This window comes from Coprococcus sp. AM100_B19A (genome assembly GCF_027662015.1).
GTDB lineage: Bacteria > Bacillota > Clostridia > Lachnospirales > Lachnospiraceae > Allocoprococcus > Allocoprococcus comes.
The window spans coordinates 22697-39356 of record NZ_JAQDKN010000004.1; the positions used below are offsets into that span (position 1 = coordinate 22697).

General features: G+C 40.3%; 16 protein-coding genes. 4 read left to right on the forward strand and 12 right to left on the reverse strand.

Features of this window, described 5'->3' with window-relative positions:
* The first annotated feature begins 11 nt into the window (after positions 1-11).
* Entirely contained in the window at positions 12-770 is a 759-nt protein-coding gene (locus PGQ33_RS05070) for a glycerophosphodiester phosphodiesterase family protein (protein WP_330663237.1), read from the forward strand.
* A 117-nt stretch (positions 771-887) separates the two neighbouring features.
* Entirely contained in the window at positions 888-1559 is a 672-nt protein-coding gene (locus tag PGQ33_RS05075) for a phosphatase PAP2 family protein (RefSeq protein WP_270205379.1), read from the forward strand.
* A 74-nt stretch (positions 1560-1633) separates the two neighbouring features.
* On the opposite strand, the gene mutY is transcribed toward PGQ33_RS05075, so the two are convergent.
* From mutY to PGQ33_RS05115, 8 genes are all read right to left on the reverse strand, one after another.
* Entirely contained in the window at positions 1634-3358 is a 1725-nt protein-coding gene (mutY, locus tag PGQ33_RS05080) for an A/G-specific adenine glycosylase (RefSeq protein ID WP_270205380.1), read from the reverse strand.
* A gap of 220 nt (positions 3359-3578) precedes the next feature.
* Positions 3579-3962, reverse strand: coding sequence for a YcxB family protein (locus tag PGQ33_RS05085; RefSeq protein WP_270205381.1), 384 nt, complete (start codon positions 3960-3962; stop codon positions 3579-3581).
* A 530-nt stretch (positions 3963-4492) separates the two neighbouring features.
* Complete coding sequence (locus PGQ33_RS05090) at positions 4493-5620, reverse strand: coiled-coil domain-containing protein (RefSeq protein ID WP_117834615.1); 1128 nt, start codon at positions 5618-5620, stop codon at positions 4493-4495.
* 232 nt (positions 5621-5852) lie between these two features.
* Positions 5853-7964 carry an efflux RND transporter permease subunit gene (locus PGQ33_RS05095; RefSeq protein WP_181988910.1) on the reverse strand — a complete coding sequence of 704 codons (2112 nt, stop codon included), beginning with the start codon at positions 7962-7964 and terminating at the stop codon, positions 5853-5855.
* Positions 7965-8216: 252 nt separating this feature from the next.
* On the reverse strand, positions 8217-8483 hold the full coding sequence (gene yajC, locus PGQ33_RS05100; RefSeq protein WP_118218326.1) for a preprotein translocase subunit YajC: 267 nt from the start codon (positions 8481-8483) through the stop codon (positions 8217-8219).
* Between the two features lie 31 nt (positions 8484-8514).
* Positions 8515-9690, reverse strand: coding sequence for a M20 metallopeptidase family protein (locus tag PGQ33_RS05105; protein WP_270205460.1), 1176 nt, complete (start codon positions 9688-9690; stop codon positions 8515-8517).
* 56 nt (positions 9691-9746) lie between these two features.
* Entirely contained in the window at positions 9747-10415 is a 669-nt protein-coding gene (locus tag PGQ33_RS05110) for a hypothetical protein (protein WP_022219995.1), read from the reverse strand.
* Between the two features lie 12 nt (positions 10416-10427).
* Entirely contained in the window at positions 10428-11138 is a 711-nt protein-coding gene (locus tag PGQ33_RS05115; protein WP_022219994.1) for a DUF5058 family protein, read from the reverse strand.
* Between the two features lie 216 nt (positions 11139-11354).
* Here PGQ33_RS05115 and PGQ33_RS05120 point away from each other — a divergent pair, with 216 nt between their 5' ends.
* Entirely contained in the window at positions 11355-12977 is a 1623-nt protein-coding gene (locus tag PGQ33_RS05120; protein WP_117824519.1) for a PucR family transcriptional regulator, read from the forward strand.
* An 830-nt stretch (positions 12978-13807) separates the two neighbouring features.
* On the opposite strand, the gene PGQ33_RS05125 is transcribed toward PGQ33_RS05120, so the two are convergent.
* The 3 genes from PGQ33_RS05125 to PGQ33_RS05135 all read right to left on the reverse strand — a co-directional run bounded on the left by PGQ33_RS05125 (position 13808) and on the right by PGQ33_RS05135 (position 15454).
* Positions 13808-14413: a helix-turn-helix domain-containing protein gene (locus PGQ33_RS05125; protein ID WP_227945551.1), complete on the reverse strand. Its 606-nt coding sequence runs from the start codon at positions 14411-14413 to the stop codon at positions 13808-13810.
* A gap of 140 nt (positions 14414-14553) precedes the next feature.
* Positions 14554-14979 carry an N-acetyltransferase gene (locus tag PGQ33_RS05130; RefSeq protein ID WP_055247538.1) on the reverse strand — a complete coding sequence of 142 codons (426 nt, stop codon included), beginning with the start codon at positions 14977-14979 and terminating at the stop codon, positions 14554-14556.
* A 31-nt stretch (positions 14980-15010) separates the two neighbouring features.
* A complete protein-coding gene (locus PGQ33_RS05135; RefSeq protein WP_034880612.1) occupies positions 15011-15454 on the reverse strand; it encodes a GNAT family N-acetyltransferase in 444 nt (147 codons plus the stop codon).
* A gap of 273 nt (positions 15455-15727) precedes the next feature.
* On the opposite strand from PGQ33_RS05135, the gene PGQ33_RS05140 reads away from it, so the two are divergent.
* Positions 15728-15937 (forward strand): phage integrase N-terminal SAM-like domain-containing protein, encoded by a 210-nt coding sequence (locus tag PGQ33_RS05140; RefSeq protein WP_243014448.1) that lies wholly within the window; start codon positions 15728-15730, stop codon positions 15935-15937.
* Between the two features lie 466 nt (positions 15938-16403).
* On the opposite strand, the gene PGQ33_RS05145 is transcribed toward PGQ33_RS05140, so the two are convergent.
* On the reverse strand, positions 16404-16660 hold a 257-nt coding region (locus PGQ33_RS05145), incomplete at its 5' end, for a hypothetical protein (protein WP_270205382.1).

Genomic DNA, 16660 nt, shown 5'->3' on the forward strand with positions numbered 1-16660 from the left:
TATATATGATCATGCCGAATACTTCCCGCCGAAGCAAAATCCTCCCTTATCTCAAGCGGGATTATGCCCATCGCGGACTACATGATTCTTCCCGGCTGATTCCCGAGAATTCTATGCTGGCATTTCGTGAGGCAGTAAAACAAAATCTTGCCATCGAACTTGATATCCATCTCACCCGTGATGGAAAAGTAGTCGTATTCCATGACGAGTCTTTAAAGCGGATCTGCAATGCCGAAGGGACAGTTGAGGATTCCACGTTTGATACGCTACAGCACCTGCATCTTTCCGGAACTTCGGAGCATATGCCACTTTTTTCAGATGTCCTTCGCTATGTCAATGGGCGGGTTCCTCTTCTGATTGAACTGAAACTTCCGGACAGCAATATGAAGCTCTGTCCTGCCGCATGGGATATTTTAAAGGATTATAAAGGGCCTTATATGGTCCAGTCTTTCAACTCACTTGGAATCCGATGGTTTCACAAGCATGCGCCTCAGGTTCTTCGTGGACAGCTTTCTTCTGCCCTGACTCGCACGAATCCGGAAAATCCTTTTCTGGTGCGCTTTTGTGTACAGTTCCTGCTGACCAACCTGATCTGTCGTCCGGACTTTATTTCTTATAAACTTGCAGATGCCGGCAATCCTTCCGTCTGGCTGAACCACTATCTGTACCGTATTCCGATGGCAGTCTGGACACTCCGCAATCAAAAAGCTTATAAAACTGCACGGAATAAATATGATATGTATATCTTTGAAGGTTTCTCCGTAAAATAGAGAATAGAAAAAAATATGAATGTTTTATGAAGTCTGTTGTCGAGAAAAATTTTTAATGTTATACTACCTCTAGTAACAAGAAAGAAACATCTTCACCCGAAGGAGCTGATTTTTATCATGAGTCATATTTTTAAAAAATTAAAGACACTGATGCATACATACAGCCATGCATGGGTATTACTATATGCTTTTATTTATTTTCCATGGTTTACTTATCTGGAACGCCATGTGACCGACAATTATTTTGTAATCCATTCGATATTCGATGACTACATCCCGTTTTGTGAATATTTCATCATTCCGTACCTGCTGTGGTTTGCTTATATTGCAGTCACACTGGGATATTTGTTCTTTAATGATAAACAGGGATTTTACAAAGCCTCCGCGATCATGTTCAGCGGTATGACCATTTTTCTGATCATCTGCACGGTATTTCCGAATGGATTGAACCTGAGACCGGAAGTATTTACACGTGATAACTTCTGTATCGAACTGGTTAAACGGATCTATCAGACGGATACACCTACGAATGTGCTTCCAAGTCTTCATGTATACAACTCTATTTGTTGTTACATCGCAATTTCCCATTGCGAGAAGCTTCAGCACTCCAGACTGATCCAGAAAGGATCTCTTGTTTTAAGCATTCTGATCATTCTGTCAACCCTGTTCCTGAAGCAACATTCCGTAGTGGATGTAGTTGCTGCATGTGTGATGGCATATTTCCTGTACACACTAATTTATGCACAGGAAGGTGCAAAGTCACCACGGCTTGCACGTCAGGTGATTTAAACACTTATAATTATTTTGTTTGATCCAAAGAAAGGACATCGCATTTCGCAAAATCGAAAAGCAATGTCCTTCTTTTATTTCACCTTCCATGCGCTAAACGCCGATGGCATGGAATATTCCTTTTGTATTTCTTCCGGATGTGCAAAGATCATCTCTTCTTTGCAGTTCTTCTCCAGTTCATCCACGATCACCTCATACGCAGTCATATGCCATTCAATATGGCTGAAAATATGCTTCGCATTCCGCAGCTTTTTCACACGAATCGGTGCAAGCCCGATAGATTTACTGTAAGCAGTTACTTCGTCCATCGTAAGCTTTCCGTCCAGATTCGGGAACTCATACATACCTGCAAGCAGTCCCTTATCCGGTCGTTTCCGGATTGCCACATGATCACCATCCTTAAAAATCAAAACGGTTCTCTCCTCAATCCTGCGCGCTTTTGCCTTTTTCTTCACCGGCAGTTCATTCTGGATTCCCAGCCTTTTCGCTTCACAGATTCCCGTAAGAGGACAGATTTCACACTTTGCCTCCCCATTCGGCACACAGACAATCGCACCAAGTTCGATCAGCCCCTGGTTAAAATCCGATGCTGCATCTTCCGGGATCACCGGTTCAATCGCATTTTCTATCTTTGTCCTGACAGACGCTTTCATAATATCTTCATCGCTCGCCAGCAGTCTTGATACCACCCGGAGAACATTTCCGTCCACTGCCGGCTTTGGAATTCCATAGGCAAAAGAAGAAATTGCCCCTGCCGTATAATTTCCAATTCCTGGAAGCGCCTTGATCTCCTCATAATTTTCCGGAAATTTTCCTGCGTATTCTTCCTCGATCTTCTGCGCTGCTTTTTGCATATTGCGTACCCGGTTATAATATCCAAGCCCTTCCCAGAGCTTTAAAAGCTTATCCTCCGGTGCCTCGGCTAGATCTTTTACCGTTGGAAGCTCTGTCATAAAACGCTCAAAAAATGGCTTTACTGCTTCCACTCTCGTCTGCTGTAGCATAATTTCAGACACCCATACCCGATAGGCATTTACATGATGTCTCCATGGCAGATCCCGTTTCCGCTCTCTGTACCATTCCACAAGCAGCTCCGGTGCTTCATAGAGCTGTGGATTGGTAAGTACTACCGGAACTTCGTCCGCAATTGCAATGGAATCCTCCGTTACAAAACAGTCCTTTGCGATCACCTGAACCCCGGTTTCCGCTGCTTCTGCAAGAACATCTGCAAATTCTTTGTGAGTCTGTCTGTTTGGTGTAAAATAACGTACTCCTTTCATCTGGACCACAAAGAATACATAAGCCTCGTACCCATCCTGCACCGCTTCTTCCAGCTCTTTTAAATGCTTCACTGCCCGCTCGCTCGGTGCATCCGGAAACTTTACCACGCCTTCTTCTTCCAGCGTAACCCCTTTCACTTCTATAAACGCTTTTTTCTCTTCATATTCCACATACAGGTCAAACCTGGAATTCTTATAGGTAACTTCCGGTCTGACGATCTTCACGTCCTTGAACCATCTCCCGGCTTCAATCCATTCCTGCACCACTTTGTTTGTCACCTGGGAATCCATATTGATCAGCCGGTCAGCCTTCCTGACACTGATCAGGTCCCAGCCAGTCTTACGCCCTGCACTTTCAGACTTCCGGACAAACACTTCTGCTCCCGGAACCAGAAGTTCCGCACACCTCCCTGTGTTCTTCACATGGACCGTTTCTTCTTTTCCATTTATTTCTATTTTTGCTATAAATCGATTAGGGCGCTTTAAAAAGCGCCCCTTTTGTATTCTCTCATATATCATATTATTGCTCCCGGTTTCCGGCTATCACAAGTGGAATCTGTTCATGCTCCGCTTTTCGGATATACTCTTTGCTGATCTGCGAATCCGTAATGATCTTGTATACATCCTTAACCGGACAGATCACGGCTCAAATCCGCAACTCTTACTTTTCCATTTTCTGTTACTTTCTGTAATATATGATTCCGTCTTTCCTGTAACATTTTCCCCTCCACATAACAGGCTATCTCAGATGTACTCTGGCCGGTCCGAGTTTTTTTGTTGCCAATGTCAAAATCGGTACAAACTTGTCCCCAAAATCCGGTTTTGGTACAATCAATGCCTTTTCTGTCTCATAATAAAATCCAATTGTCTTTGGTGTTGTAACTACCTTCTGGATCTGTTCCCATTCATAAGTTTCTTTTTTATCAGCAAACTCTACCTGGATACCTTCATCATTGAAAGTCATTTCATTCGGAACGTGGTAACGTTCAATTTCTTTTACCTGCTTTTTAGAACGATATTTCAGAAGCAATGGTGTATACACAATAAACACAACCGCTGCTACCAGATAAAAAATAATCTGCACGGGTTTTATCTTTCCCATAACCAGCATGATGTTTCCCATAAAAGCAATCGCTGCTCCCAGAATATTTGTCAGAAAACCTGCCAGTTTCGAATAGGTATGCTATAACGTAAAGTCAAACAGGTATGTATCTGTCATCCGAACTGTAATTTTCTCTTCCGTAAACACTTTCCTTTCTTTAATAGTTTTCACCCTTTCGTTCGACAACTATTCTCTATAAAACAAAAGTCCTCTTGTATTGTAACACACAAGAGGACTTCATTCCATAAACAAATTATAACATTTTTATTCTTCCGGTGCAGCTTCACCTGTAACTTTGTAGTGAGCCCATCTTTCCGGTGAGTAAATACCTTTCTGTTTCTTCTGCATGGACTCTTTACAGGACGTGCTGCATGGGATGCAGATAAATTCGACAAGCTGATACGTGACGCTAAGGCAACCTACGAAGCACAGTAACCGGACTTCTCCAGTACAAAGCAAAATATGCTTTTTCGATTCACTGAAAATACATATCCCATTAAATTCAAAAGCGGGGCAGTAAAAGGTTTGTCCTTTACTGCCCCGCTTTTCTTTTACCAATCTGTATACAGATCTATATTTCCGGATCCACTTCCGGTATCATATACTTTTCCAGCACCAAGTGACGTCTCTACAACTGTTCCTCTCGGGTAATCATCACTTGCCAAAACAATGTAACCATCGGCATCCCTGATTGTTCCGTCACTTGCTATATGGCGTCCTGGGATCGCAAGCCCTCCTCCCGGAAGTACCTTCTGAGAATAGTAAGTCTCGGTATGTCCATTATACCAGATCCTTCCCTTTGACGGGGTAAGACCGCCTGATGGGATCACATAGCCACCGCTTCCGGAATTGGAAGAATCGGAACTAGTATTATTCGATGAATTGTTGTTAGAAGGATTATTATTGCCAGAAGAACTGTTATTCCCCGCTGAACTGCTGTTCCCGGAATTATTGCCCGCAGATGTATTACTTCCGGCGGAAGCTGACGCCTGCTTTGTCTCTTCCTGTGCCTTTTTTGCCAACTGCTCATCCGCTTTCCTCTGGGCTTCCTCCTCCTGCTTTTTCTGTGCCGCACGTGCCGCCTCAAGCTGTGCATTTACCGTGGCAAGGTCTGTCGAAGTCTCTTCTGCTTTTGCCTGCAGCGCTGCCTGTTCACTGTCCAGCTGGCTTTGCAGGTCAAGCAGTTCCTGCTGCCTGCTTTTCAGTTCAGCCTCCTGCTCTTCAATACCTTCACGTACTTTCACCATATTCTCCAGCATATCCTTATCGTACTTTGTAATATTCTGGATAAAGTCTACACGGTTCAGGAACTCTCCCATACTTTTTGCTTCACATATCATAGAAAGCAGTGTGTCCGAACCATTTTCATACATGTACTTAATTCGAGTCTTCATGTTTGCATACTGTACTTCCTCGTTATTACGGGAAATCTGGAGCGATGCTTCCAAACGGAATACTTCATTATTAGACTCTTCAATTTTCACTTCTGTCTCAGCGATTTCATTGCTGATCGTAACCAGATCCTGGTTGATCCCTTCCAACTGACTCTGTAGATTACTGGTCTTATCTTCGAGGCTGTCCACCTCTTCTGCATGTACCGACATCCCCGACAGCGCGATACCGAATGCACAGATCAGAGAAAGTCCGCACTGTACGATTCGTTTTTTCTGCATTTTCATAAATGTAATCCTTTCTTGAATGTTTTGGGGTAACACTAAGATAGTATATACTATTTTAATCAAAAGAACAACCTTCTATTTTCTGGAAAGGTCTGTACACAGCCATTTCTTCCCATTTTCAACGTACAAAAAGCTTCTTCAGATGCCATTTTTCTCTAAGTGTATGACAGCAAAAAGGAACAGGCTTTTTGCTGATTTCAATCAGTTAAGCCTGCTCCCTTTTCAGCAGAGCCTATGCTGTCGGCTCTACAACTGTTTTACTTTTATCTTTTTTCACTCTGTATCCAGCAGTTGTTCTGCAGATGACCGGATCAAAGATCAGGAACATTGCCGGAAGGACAGTCAGTACTACGATCACACTGATGATCGCTCCCCTTGAAAGAAGTTCACAGATAGAACCGATCATATCAACCTGTGTATAACAAGTCACACCAAATGTTGCCGCAAAAAAGCTCAGTCCACTAGTAATGATCGATGGCATACTGATTCTGTGTGCAATCGCAACAGATTCTTTCTTACTTTTGCCTTTCATACGTTCTTTCTGATATCTGGTCGTCATAAGGATTGCATAATCAACGGTTGCTCCCAACTGGATTGCTCCGATAACGATACTTGCAACGAACGGAAGACTCTTGCCCTGATAGAACGGAATCGCCATATTAATCGTAATCGCAAACTCGATAACCGAAACCAGAATGATCGGAAGCGAGATGGATTTAAATATAAGCAAAATGATAATAAAGATTGCTGCGATTGAAATAACGTTAACCCTTGTCAGATCGATGTCTGTTACATCCTGCAGATCTTTCATCAGTGGTGCTTCACCGATTACCATTCCAGACTTATCATAGGATTTTACAATCTTATCAATCTGTTTGATCTGTTTGTTGACCTGCGGAGTTGCAGACTCATACTTGGTACATACAAACATCAACTCGGTATCCTTACCCTGAAGCATACTCTTTACATCATCCGGGATCATCGATTCCGGAATAGAAGATCCAACGATGGAGTTAAGTCCAAGTGTCCATTTTACACCTTTGACATCATCAATTTCACTCATCATTGCCTTTTTCTCTTTGGCATCCATGTCTTTATCTACCATAACTATATGCATTGTACTCATATCAAAGTCATCTTTCAGTTCACTGTTTGCCACATTTGATGGAAGTGACTGTGGAAGTGACTGTGCAATATTATAATAAATTTTTGTATGATTATTGCCATAAATAGCAGGAATAAGCAAGATCAGGAAAGCAACGATCCATACTTTATAATGTTTGGTGATAAATGTCGAAACCTTATCCATGCTCTTGATCAGCGGTTTATGCTTGGTTTTTTCAATCGGTTTATCAAAGATAAGAATCATTGCCGGAAGGATTGTTACACAGCAAAGCACTCCAATGATAACACCTTTTGCCATAACAATACCAAGATCACGACCAAGTGCAAATGTCATAACACAAAGAGCTACAAATCCTGCTACTGTGGTGACAGAACTTCCTACAATGGATTTGAATGTATTAGAAATCGCATGTCCCATCGCACGGTTCTTATCTCCCGGGAAACGGCGCTTGTTCTCTTCGTAGCTATTCAGCAGGAAAATGGAGTAATCCATCGTAACACCCAGCTGCAATACCGCCGTCAGCGCTTTTGTAATGTAACAGATCTCGCCAAGGAAAATGTTACTTCCCAGATTATATACAATTGCTACACCTATACTGATCAGGAAAAAAATCGGTACCAGGAAGGATTCTCCGGTAATTTCCAACACCAGAAAAGAAAGAATTGCCGCAATTACAACATAAATCGGGACTTCTTTCATTGCTACATTCTTGATATCGGCTACAACACCTGTCATACCTGCAATAAAACACTGTTTGCTGGCAATCTTACGCATCTCACCGACTGCATTCATTGCTTCGTCAGATGAAGTCGTATTGTCAAATAATGCGAGCATCAGTGTCGCATCTCCGTTGTAGAAGGCTTTTCTCAAATCGGATGGTATCATCTCTACCGGCAGTGAAAGATCTGCCACATCACCATACCATAATACTTTTTCGACATGATCAACCTTATTAAACTGATCCGCCAGCTTCTGGATATCTTTCATGTCCGTATCCTCTACAACAACCATGGCGAATGCACCCATACCATATTCATCCACCATAACGTCCTGTCCTTCTACTGTTTCCAGTGATTCCGGAAGGTAACTGAGCAAGTCGTAGTTAATTCTTGTCTTCGCCATTCCAATAAATGACGGAATCAAAAGCAGTATCCCCAGTAACAAAATTATAAATCTGTGTTTTGCTATCCATTTTCCCGCTTTGACCACAATAATCATCTCCCTGTCTTTACATTTTTATTCTATAGAATATTATACAAAAAAATGACTGATGGTCAATATCAAATAGTCACAATAATTTCATAATTAAAAAATGAATTTTGGTCATTTTTAGCATGGTTGATTTTTTATTATTTTCCAAAAACTATAAACTACAAAAAAACTGCTACTGGCAGTTTTTCTTGTACACAAACATACTAAAAAGGGTGTTTTTCTGGTATATTACAGAGAAACACCCTTTGCTCTTAGCTCTTATTTACGAATCGTAGATACAGAATAGACCAGAATTTTCATACAGATTTCTTTTTCCGGATCAATCTCTACTGTAAGGATTTCACCATCCCGTTCTTTTACTGTTGCGATAATCCCTCCCATTGTAAGAATCTCATCTCCAACCTTGATCGAATCATGGAGTTCCTGCATTTTTTTATTTTTTTTCTTTCCCGGAACTACCATCATAAAATAGATCACTACAAACAATAGTACCGCATACAATAAAATCATCATCTGTGCATTCATACTCTTATCCTGCCTTTTTTGCTTTATTATACTACTTCAGATAAGCTTCTACAATCTTTACAAACATTGCTGATCCTTTGTAGAGCACGTCTTCATCTACATTAAAGTGTGGATTATGATGAGGAACATCCGTATGCTTTACCGGATTAGAAGAACTAAGGAAGAAAAATGCTCCGGGTGCTTTCTGTAAGTAGTATGCAAAATCCTCTCCTGCCATATTTGGTGCCGGAACTTTACTTACAACATCCTCTTCACCTACAACTTCTTTTGCGGCTTCAGTTACAAGTGCTGCCATCTCATCGTTATTGATTACCGGAGGTGCTCCCCAGTCCATCTCAACTTCTGCTGTTCCTCTGAATGTTGCCGCTGTGCTCTTTGCAATCTCTTCAATTCGTTTTGCAAGGTACTGTCTCATCGGTTCTTCCAGTGCCCGGATCGTTCCTTCGATTTCTACTTCACTTGGAATTGCATTATAAGCAACACCACCATGGAAGTAACCAATTGTTACAACTGCAGCTTTTACTGCGGAAACTTCACGTGCAATGATCTCCTGTAAGTTAATTACAATATGAGATGCCATTGTGATCGGGTCTGTTCCTTTTTCCGGAGTAGATCCATGACAGCCAGTTCCTTTTACATGGATCACAAATCTGTCGAATGATGCCATACAACATCCAGGAGTAATAATGACCTTTCCTGCCGGGATATCTTTGTTGATGATACTTCCAATATGCTGTCCAAATACAGCGTCTACACCATCCATTGCGCCATCTTTGATCATGATCTCTGCACCTTTGGATAATTCTTCTGCTGTCTGGAACAAAAGCCTTACATTTCCTTTAATCTCTGCTTTGTGTGCATTTAAAACTTTTGCGGCTCCAAGAAGCATTGTAATATGATTGTCATGTCCACAGGCATGCATCAGACCTTCATGTTTGGACTTATAATCGACATCATTTGCCTCCGTAATCTTAAGTGCATCCATATCTGCACGAAGTGCAACCGTCTTACCTGGCTGCCCACCCTTGATTTCTGCAATGATACTGCTGTCTGTTCCTGAACATTTATAAGGAATTCCGAGTTCATCCAATTTATCTGTTACATATTTCTGCGTTTCCGGAAGATCAAAACCAAATTCCGGAATCTGATGCAACTCTCTTCGTATTTTTACGAGTTCTTCCTGTAAACCTTCACATTCTTTCCACATACTCATGCTTATTCCCTCTTTTCTCTATGAATCTTTTGCTTTTTATTCATTTCCCACTAAGCAGTTTTCTTTTCTTTTACATATAACAGTCTTGCAAATCCAAGGCTTCCGAATACAGACACAACGATAAGTACCCATGCCGGAGGAGCGATCGTAAATTTAAGGATAAGCGGAAGTCCCATACCAAAGATGGCAACTTTAGGATATTTCAATGCATAGGTTCCAAAAGTTCCTCCGAAAATTGCACCTGCTGCATATTTTGTAAGAGCGGATACAATAACATCTGGAAGTACGGATACAACTGCTGATCCTACTAAAACAGCTGCTGTTGTAGCGATCAGGTTTGTAATAATAGAACCACAGATTGCCATTGTAGAAGCCACCTCTGCCTGAAGCGTTCCCGGTTCACTCTCCGTCGTTTCAAGAGCCATTGTTGCACATGGAACTCGCATGTTACCGATATTTCCTGAAAGGAAACTTAAATATGTACCAGTAAGTCCAAGAGCTGCATAGTAAGAAATTGGTTCAACAACATAGAATGCACCAAATGATAATGCAACCATTCCCCATCCTGCAAGTACTACTTTCGGATCCGGCCAGCAGTTATAGGTAATACACAGCCAGATAACCGGTATAAATGATGTAAATGCTGCGAGCAGGTTTGTAGGAGTACCGATTCTAATACTATTCTTTTTCCATTCTGACATTAATTCTTTATTTTCCATAATCATACCCTCCTATGCTCCAACTGCCATATCATAGATGATTGCAAATAACATTCCGATGATCATTGCAATACCAAGATTGTACTCTCTGATTTTTGGAACTTTCTTTGCTACAAATTTTTCAAGGATTGCCATTCCGATAATACCACCGGCAACGGCTGCTGCATTTCCCCATCCTTTACCAATTTCGTTGACATCCAGATAACCGAAGATACCAAGTGAACAGGCCCCACTCATTACAACCAGCCATTTTGAATCGCCACCGCTCATCTTTGTTCTTAAGTTTTCAAGTGCAGGTGTAAAAAGACCTGTTACAACCAGCCATCCGGCTCCGTTGAGTGCCATTACGAACCAGCTGACAGCCATAACTTTCAGTGTAAATCCAGCTCCTCCAAGCTCTGCGCCTGCCGCTTCAGCACCAAGCGTTGCTGCAGTAAGCTCTGTCGGTGCTGCACCAATAATGGAAAGTCTCTGCCATGCCATTGGACCTCCGATCGAAGTCATAAGACCAACCATTACGATAAATACACCAAGTGCAGGTCCGATTGCGGAAATGAGACCGACTCTGAATGCTGTCTTCGGCACTGTTGCCGGAATGTTTGCCTTCACTGTCATTTTCTTTGCCATTCGGATATAAAGAACAGCCTGAACAAATGCAATTGCTACAGTAATACCACAAAGCAAATACACTATCATTGAATTAGAAATCTCTACATAATCCATATACTCTCTTCCTTTCTTCTTTCATGTTCCTTTTTTGTTATCCAGTTTCCTCTTGTTGATGATAAGTTTACAACTTAATAACTTTGCTTTCTATATATATCATGTACAAATTTATCTTGATTTTTTTATATTCGACATCATTTTTTTGTATTTGTGATATAATTATTTTATTAGTTTTTGTATTTAAGATACAATTTTATTACAAGGAGACTAAAAATGACTGTCGAAGAACTATTACAACTGCCAACTATTAAGGGATTAAAACTTATTTCCGGAAATCTCGGTGTACACAGAGAAATCTCCACAGTAACCGTCGTTGATACTCCGGATGGCTTCCAGTGGTTAAAAGGAAATGAAGTTGTGATCACAACGACCTATGCCCTGGAAAAGACGCCTAATTCTTTTCTTGATTTCATCAGCAAGCTGTTGTCAAGAAATATCAGTGCACTAATTGTCAAATCGGACCGGTACATAAAGGTTATTCCGGAAAATGCCAAAAAACTTTGTGATGAAAAAGCTTTGCCACTGATCTACTGTCCGGCAATCTACGCATTTGCCGACATTATCAATCCAACCCTGTCCGGAATTATATCCAAACAGGCGGAGCAGCTAAAAGAATCTTCCAAGATTCACGAGAGTTTCCTGGAACTGGCAATAAATGACCGCTCTATCCATCAAATTTTGCAGACACTGAGTACTCTGATCCAGGAACCGACTGCCTATGTTGATACTGTTTTCCACAAAGTATATTTTTCTGAAAATGTAAGCGAGGATAGTCTTTATCTGAAGGGATTATCATATGAAATTATTTTAAATGAATACCGAGAGAAATATCAGTGTATCGACGTTGTCAATAAAGAGCAGAAATTTGGATATATTATGCTTCTTTCTGACCGTTCTGACCGGACATATCCGGATACTGACTCCAATATCTACAAAACAGCGATTGAATATGCCAGTATCGTAATTATCCTGCGTATGCAGATCCGAATCAGTAACCGGATGATCGAAGAGAAATATTACTCTTCTTTTGTAGGTGATCTAATGCTTAACAACGTCAAAACGCGTGAAGAGATCAATACACGTGCCCATTTATACGGCTGGAATCTGGACGGCGGCGGATTTGTTGCGATCATCGATATAAACAATATTAAAAAGTATTATCTGCGTAATCTGGATACCGGAACAAATGAAAAGCTTCAGAAATATACAGACCAGATTTTTGATACTTCTATTAAGTATATCAAGCAGGCATTCCCTTCCACTATTTATTATTCACAGAGTGACTTTATTGCCTTTCTGATCACTGGAAAACTGCCTGTCAGCGCCCGTAAAACCCTTGCAGATACATTCAGTCAAATCCAGCACAGTCTGTTGAACGCCGTTCCTTTTACTATTTCAATGGGAGTTGGAATGTATGTAGATGACATTATCAATATTCACAACAGCTACCAACAGGCAAAGCAGGTCATCCAGACTGTCTATCAGATTCAGCAATTTAACCGTCTGTTCTTTTATGATCAGATTGGAATCTATCGCTTATTATTTTCTATTTCATCCAATAACGAGGCAATTGAATTCTGCGATAAATATGTAAAGCCTCTGCAGCAATACGATGACCAGCATCATGCAAACCTGATTGAAACACTACAGTCTATCATCAACTGTGGATGGAATTTAAAGCTGGCATCTGAAAAGCTTTTTTTACATTATAATTCTGTGAAATATCGGTTTCAGAAAATTTGTGATTTACTTGAAATTGATTTGAGAGATAATTCCAGACATACGGAAATAGAACTTGCTCTTAAGATTTATTTGATTCAGAAAAATCAGATATAGCGTGGGATTTTTCGACTGACTCATTCAATCGCGGGATTTCGCCCTATAAATAAGCAAAAAAATACAGGGAAGAATGCAAGCACTCTTCCCTGATATTATTTACTTATTTGCACGGCTCAATGCCATCACAAATATTACTCGATGATTGTAGCAACACGTCCTGATCCTACAGTACGTCCACCTTCACGATACTTTAATCCCGTTTTATCTCATATTTTTCATGGTTTTCTCTCCAAAATATAGTGAAAAACGGCTGATCTGCACCATATATTTTTATTTGCCTGATTTCTTGGTACCGTTTTGGCACCGGAAGCCCTGGTCGAAAAGATTCTCTTCCACGGCTAACAGATGCTACTCTACCAACTTTATATTGCACCGGTAATTTTTAACTGTTATAATCGAAACATGGGTGCTACCATAACGGTAGGCGGTTAGTCCTTCTCCAGAGGGTTGCAGAGTGCCAGTGGCACTCGTTTTGCAACGACCGAAGTGAAACGGAGACCTGTGACCCTCTGATTACATAGAAACCTGTAAAGGAATCCAGTGGAAAGGAGGGCTAAGCCAATGAGTATTATTGACTTCATAGCAGTAGTGAGCTTCGGCTTGACCTGCTTTAGTATCGGATATACATTAGGCAAAAATAATCATAAGCCACAAAAATAACCGGCCTGGTCTGGTAAACTAAGCGGTTAGCTTTGATGATATTCTAAATAGTAAAACGGACTAACCGTCTATCGGTAGCACTCTTTTTCTATAATCATATTATCACGCATCTGTGAAAATGTCAAAAAGTTCTTTTTCCATAGTATGTAATACGAATTTGAAAATACTTATAAGCCGAAAAAATACACCAGTACCAGCTTGATCACAGCAGCTCCACCAAAAGCAACAACTGCAGTTACAACTAATTGCATAGGTTTTGGGAAATTTTCGAACACAAAAACTTTCCTACTCTTGCTCCGCACCTTGCTTAAAGATCCTGTCGTAAATGCTGCCATCATTATGACTGACACAGATACCAAGGTCTCACAATAGCCGGCAAGCTTTCCTAACACATCATTATACATATATGCACCTGTTTCATGCAAAATCCAGTATAGAACCAATGCACAAACTCCCATGACACTTTGGAGCTTCATTTCCTTAAAAATCTTCTCTTTCTCTGTAGTTGCATAATCTGACATTGTTTTAGCAATTTTTCTTTCTTCTTCGTTCATCATCTCGCTTTTCCTTTCTCCACTGATAATCTCAGGAATGCTGATATCATAATAATCTGCAATATCCACAAGAATACTGATATCCGGCATATTGTTTCCGGTTTCCCATCTGGATACGGTCCTTCCAGAGACATTTAATATTTCTGCCAACTGCTCCTGTGTAATGCCTTTTTCTTTGCGAAGTTTTTTTAAAAAATTCCCGATTTTTACTTGGTCCACCTCAACTCCTCCTTTCATCATCAAATATAGAATCTGTTATCTGCAAATAACACGACACAAAGCGAGAAATGTCGTATTTTCACTAATAGACACAGTTGTCTATGCGTTTTTCATTTTTTCAATTATACAAGCTGGAATTTCTATTTGTGTTGCCATGTCATTACATAATCTTTTTCTCCGGTAGCCTCATCTAAGCCACTATGCTGAATCTCAAATCCTTCTCTCTTATAAAAAGATATTGCCCGTGCGTTCTTTTGGTATACGTTCAAGTGCAACTTATTCCTTTTATCCTTTGCATAATTCAGCAGAATTTTACCTATACCCTGCGATTGCATTTCACCAGAAACAAAAATGCCCTCAACATATTCATCATTTAACCCTATAAAACCCTGTATTTCTGTATCATACTCATACACATAAACCTCTGCTAGTAACAACGCTTCTTTTACTGATTTGAAATTGCTTTTCCAGTATTCGGCGGGGATAAAATTATGTGCCTTTATATTTGTATCCAACCATATATCTGCAACTTTATTTATATCATCCCTTTGAAATTCTCTAATCATAACGGTGACTCTCCATAAACTTGAATTTAAATTATAACGGTCTTTGCAAATACACCATATCTACCAACTGTATTCCACTCTCATAGATTGGGTGGTCATAATTATCTATAAAGAAATTTGATATGATATGCGAACGGACAAAACCACACTTTTCATAAAATGGTATTGTCAGTGGGCTATCGCCTGTTCCCACTTGCAGAATGGCATATTGCTCTCTGTAATTATTAACAATAAACTCAATTAAGGCTCTTGCATAACCTTTCCCTTGATATTCTGGAACTGTCGCAATGTTCTTGATTTCAAGTATGTCATTTTCTTTATCGGTTATGACACACTCACACTTGACCCCATTATCATCAAGTACATACATCTTGCCGTTATCAAGATAACGGTCAACCATATCTTCCTGCTCATCTGCTAATAGGAGCAAATCAAGATATTGTTTTTTATTTTCTTTAACTTCAATAATTTTCATCAATCGCACCTACAAATTCTGATTGAACAAAATCGCTGCGCGATGGCCTGCCAAGGCTGTGGCGCAGTTTTATTTTTATTAAAAAGCAGTGGAATTACTTTCCATAATCCGTTATTGTTAAGTTACCACACGAAACAACTGAACTAAGAAAGCTCCACTGCCTATGATAAGAATAACATTTTCCAGTCTCTTCCGCAATCGGAATTATGACGCTAACGCACCTCCGAATAGGTAGATGTAATTATTAACACTACTTATTCTGGAGGTTTTATTATGTATAAAGATACTTTTGAATCCATCCGCAATGAAGCGGAAAAACGTAACCTGCGTGAAAGAACTATTCAACTGTATTGCTCTGATGTCAGTTACTTCCTTCGTTGGATTGGAAAAAATGTTTCTGATCTTACACTTGAAGATGCGGAAAGTTTTCTTACTGCTAAACGTCTGGAAGGTAATGACATTAAGACGTATGATCTGACTTAATCCACAGTCACATCTCTGATTTGTGGATAAATCCACTTTATCTGTTATCATATTTGCGAAAATTATATATTTTGTTATCATTCTGTTATCACAAACGGTTGTCAGGATACTCTCCCGGCAACCGTTTTTCTATACTGTTCGTTATTCTTTTCCACTCTTTTTAATATTTCCAGGCAACAGAAAAACCCGTAGAACCGAAGTTCTACGGGTATCTTACGTTTGGACACAACGTTATCTTACGATAACAAATCTATTGTATATGCGCCAATCTCACGACTTCGTCGTTCGTTCGCGGGCATTCGTAAAATGTCCACTTCCAAAGCGATAAAAAAAGAGACTTGCAAGCAAGCTTGCAGTCTCTTTTTTTATCGCCTTGATTGGCGCTTTATTCATTGCTTTCGCGTATATTACTCGATGATTGTAGCAACACGTCCTGATCCTACAGTACGTCCACCTTCACGATACTTTAATCCCGTTTTACCTCATATTTTTTATGGTTTTCTCTCCAAAATACAGTGAAAAACGGCTGAATTGCACCACCTATTTTGATTTGCCCGATTTCTTGGCACCGTTTTGGCACCGGAGAATACTCAAACCGATTTTCTTCTGTAGATACTAGATACTTCTCTACCAACTTTATATTGCACCGGTAATTTTTAACTGTTATAATCGAAACATGGGTGCTACCATAACGGTAGGCGGTTAGTCCTTCTCCAGAGGGAC

Excerpts from the sequence above, each read along its gene's own strand:
- yajC (WP_118218326.1), bottom strand. The coding sequence starts at position 8,483 with ATGAATGCACAGATGATGATTTTATTGTATGCGGTACTATTGTTTGTA.
- PGQ33_RS05085 (WP_270205381.1), bottom strand. The coding sequence starts at position 3,962 with ATGGGAAACATCATGCTGGTTATGGGAAAGATAAAACCCGTGCAGATT.
- PGQ33_RS05075 (WP_270205379.1), top strand. The coding sequence starts at position 888 with ATGAGTCATATTTTTAAAAAATTAAAGACACTGATGCATACATACAGC.
- PGQ33_RS05090 (WP_117834615.1), bottom strand. The coding sequence starts at position 5,620 with ATGAAAATGCAGAAAAAACGAATCGTACAGTGCGGACTTTCTCTGATC.
- PGQ33_RS05130 (WP_055247538.1), bottom strand. The coding sequence starts at position 14,979 with ATGATTAGAGAATTTCAAAGGGATGATATAAATAAAGTTGCAGATATA.
- PGQ33_RS05120 (WP_117824519.1), top strand. The coding sequence starts at position 11,355 with ATGACTGTCGAAGAACTATTACAACTGCCAACTATTAAGGGATTAAAA.
- PGQ33_RS05095 (WP_181988910.1), bottom strand. The coding sequence starts at position 7,964 with ATGATTATTGTGGTCAAAGCGGGAAAATGGATAGCAAAACACAGATTT.
- PGQ33_RS05135 (WP_034880612.1), bottom strand. The coding sequence starts at position 15,454 with ATGAAAATTATTGAAGTTAAAGAAAATAAAAAACAATATCTTGATTTG.
- PGQ33_RS05110 (WP_022219995.1), bottom strand. The coding sequence starts at position 10,415 with ATGGAAAATAAAGAATTAATGTCAGAATGGAAAAAGAATAGTATTAGA.
- PGQ33_RS05070 (WP_330663237.1), top strand. The coding sequence starts at position 12 with ATGCCGAATACTTCCCGCCGAAGCAAAATCCTCCCTTATCTCAAGCGG.
- PGQ33_RS05115 (WP_022219994.1), bottom strand. The coding sequence starts at position 11,138 with ATGGATTATGTAGAGATTTCTAATTCAATGATAGTGTATTTGCTTTGT.
- mutY (WP_270205380.1), bottom strand. The coding sequence starts at position 3,358 with ATGATATATGAGAGAATACAAAAGGGGCGCTTTTTAAAGCGCCCTAAT.
- PGQ33_RS05105 (WP_270205460.1), bottom strand. The coding sequence starts at position 9,690 with ATGTGGAAAGAATGTGAAGGTTTACAGGAAGAACTCGTAAAAATACGA.
- PGQ33_RS05140 (WP_243014448.1), top strand. The coding sequence starts at position 15,728 with ATGTATAAAGATACTTTTGAATCCATCCGCAATGAAGCGGAAAAACGT.